At 46.7% G+C, this 2,699-nt stretch carries 2 protein-coding genes and 1 rRNA gene; 1 reads left to right on the top strand and 2 read right to left on the bottom strand.

The window, feature by feature from the left end; all coding sequences use genetic code 11:
- The first annotated feature begins 428 nt into the window (after window positions 1-428).
- On the top strand, window positions 429-1,799 hold the full coding sequence (nhaC, locus tag FYJ62_RS10350; protein WP_154549561.1) for a Na+/H+ antiporter NhaC: 1,371 nt from the start codon (window positions 429-431) through the stop codon (window positions 1,797-1,799).
- A gap of 80 nt (window positions 1,800-1,879) precedes the next feature.
- Here nhaC and FYJ62_RS10345 read toward each other — a convergent pair whose 3' ends face one another.
- Window positions 1,880-2,131 carry a hypothetical protein gene (locus FYJ62_RS10345; RefSeq protein WP_206990022.1) on the bottom strand — a complete coding sequence of 84 codons (252 nt, stop codon included), beginning with the start codon at window positions 2,129-2,131 and terminating at the stop codon, window positions 1,880-1,882.
- A gap of 403 nt (window positions 2,132-2,534) precedes the next feature.
- Window positions 2,535-2,651: ribosomal RNA gene (gene rrf / locus FYJ62_RS10340) — 5S ribosomal RNA — on the bottom strand.
- Between the last annotated feature and the right edge of the window lie 48 nt (window positions 2,652-2,699).

Genomic DNA, 2,699 nt, shown 5'->3' with positions numbered 1-2,699 from the left:
GAAATTTGGGGTTCGTTTTTGGTATCGAATGATGGTAAACTAGACATAGCACAAGCCTTTCGTTTGATATTGATGATGTTGTAGTTGAATTATATCAAGCGAACAAAGGCCTTGTGCTTTTTTATTGGCTAAACTATTGAATTTTCAAGGTACAAGCCCACTTTTGTAAGTGGGAAGTTTAAGTGATATAGTGGTAAGCAATTCAGATTACCTGCAAGCAATCTTTAGTAGGCAGGCAGCTCAGAGTTCAGAAAACCGGCGGTTGATGCGAGCCGGGCAGGCTGCTGGTCCGAATTACGCGTTTGCACGCTAAGCGGCGTTACTGCTAAAGAGGTGAACTGCGTTCACGAATTGCGGGTGGTACCACGTTTCTTGCGTCCCAGCTAGGCTTTGGCCTGGCTGGGACTTTTTTGTTTTGGGAGAAAGCAATGAAAGATAAAATCAATTTTAAGGAAGCTGTTGTTATTTTAATTGGCATGCTTTGCATTTTGGGAATCGGCGTGATTGGCCTGGGCCTGTCGCCCCAGCTGCCAGTTTTAACCGTGATCGGCCTGTTGATCTTTTGGCTGGAATTTCGCGGGCACGCTTTTGAAGAGCTCATGAAGGGGATCACCAAAGGCATTTCGACTGCGATTGTGCCAATTTTTATCTTCTTATTAATCGGGAGCCTGATCGCCGTCTGGATCCAAGCCGGGATTATTCCTTCTTTAATGGTGGTAGGCTTTCACATGATCAGCGTCCACTTTTTCCTGCCATCGGTCTTCTTGGTCTGCTCCATGGTGGGCTTGGCCATCGGTTCTGGCTTTACCACCATTTCAACGGTCGGCATCGCCCTCTTCGGGATGGGCAACACACTGGGGATCAACCCGGCAATTACTGCCGGTGCCATCATTTCCGGGGCTATTTTTGGCGACAAGATGTCGCCACTGTCTGACTCCACCAACCTAGCTTCAGCCGTGGCCGAAAGCGACCTTTTTGACCACATCAAGAACATGATGTGGTCGACCATCCCAGCCTTCTTGGTTTCGCTCGTCCTCTTTTTCTTCCTGGGCCAAAGCAGCAAGGCCACCTCTTTAGCTAATATTACGGCGGTTGAAAATGTATTAACTAAAAACTTTTCCGTGTCGGCCTGGGCGGCCCTGCCAATCATCTTGATGTTCGTCTGCGCCTGGAAAAAGGTACCTGCGATCGAGACGCTTTTTGCCAATATTTTCTTGTCAGTCGGGATGATTTTTATTCAAAAACCAGCAGGCTTTGGGGCCAGCAGTCTGGCAAGCCTAATCGAAAGCGGCTTTGTATCAAAGACCGGCAATAAGGCTGTCGACGCCCTCTTGACCCGGGGCGGGATCTCGTCGATGATGAGCACTGTTTCCTTGATCATCATGACCCTGGCTCTTGGCGGGATCTTGATGCACGTGGGCATTATCGAAAGCGCCATGCAGCCCTTAATCGACCACTTGAAAAAGCCAGGCAGCCTGATTACTGCCACTATCTTGGCGGGAATCGGTATCAACCTTTTCGTCGGCGAGCAGTACCTGTCAGTGATCCTGCCCGGCAACGCCTTTAAGTCTGCCTTCAAGAAGCTTCGCCTGTCGCCCCTGGCCCTCAGCCGGGTTCTGGAAGACGGCGGCAGCGTCATCAACTACCTGATTCCGTGGGGCGTGGCGGGTTCCTTCGCCGCCTCCACCCTGGGCGTGCCAGTCTTGGCCTTTTTGCCCTTCACCTTCTTTAGCCTCTTTTCACCAGTCTTCTCGATCTTGAGCGGCTTTTCCGGTGTCGGGCTGAAGTCGGACAAGTAAAAAACACGGCTTGTGGCCGCGTTGGGACGCAAATTTACTCAACCAAACCAGTTATTCTCATTTTTGGCCTCGTTGTTTACTTAACGAGGGCCATTTTTTAGTTGTTTGGCAGTTAATATTGGCATATTTAAGCTGGAATCAACACGATTATATTGCTCAAAAAGTTCATTAAGCCTTCGGAGTTCCCAGACATTGCTTAACGAAAGTTGTCTTAAACAGTCATAGTTTTTATTTAGCAGCTTCTCTAACTTTGATGCTGACTGAATTGCACGCTCATTGGAAATTGTTCTTTCGGTTCCGGTCGTAAACCAATGGGTAAGGTTATTAGTCATTTTTTTGCCTCCACTTATTATTACAACTTTTTTGCCCGAAATTTTTTCGCTATTTGCGTTTATATAACAAACTTAAGGAAACGTTCCAAAGTGTTCTAATAGACAGATAATTTTGTAAAAAGTCGAAACTCGCATTTCTTAAAAAAGTAAATGTAGTTGAGTCGATTTTGTACTTGAAGATTAAAAAATTGGTCGTACTTGAGTACGACCAATTCCTAATTATTAAAATGCTGCTGGTAGTTAAGTAAAGAAATTTCGAATGATTAAAAAAGCCTCTATAGTTGAGTCAATTTTGAGGCTGATTATTAAAAAATAACCGCCAGTTGAGTAAAAAGCGCACATCTGCTTCGCCGCCCCAAACAAAACAAAAAAAGAGCCAGACTTCCGTCTGACTCTTGCTTTCGCGCGGCAGCGCCCTATCCTCGCAGGCAGTTTCCCACCAACTACTTTCGGCGCGAAGAAGCTTAACTTCTGTGTTCGGCATGGGAACAGGTGTATCCTTCTTGCCACTGCCACCGCACTCTTTTCTTTGAGCTTGCACGCTCAAAACTGAATACTCTCATCCAAG

This window comes from Lactobacillus porci (assembly GCF_009695985.1).
Classification (GTDB): domain Bacteria; phylum Bacillota; class Bacilli; order Lactobacillales; family Lactobacillaceae; genus Lactobacillus; species Lactobacillus absianus.
The sequence above is the reverse complement of the archived record's forward strand: the minus strand, read 5'-3'. Positions and strand labels throughout refer to the sequence as shown.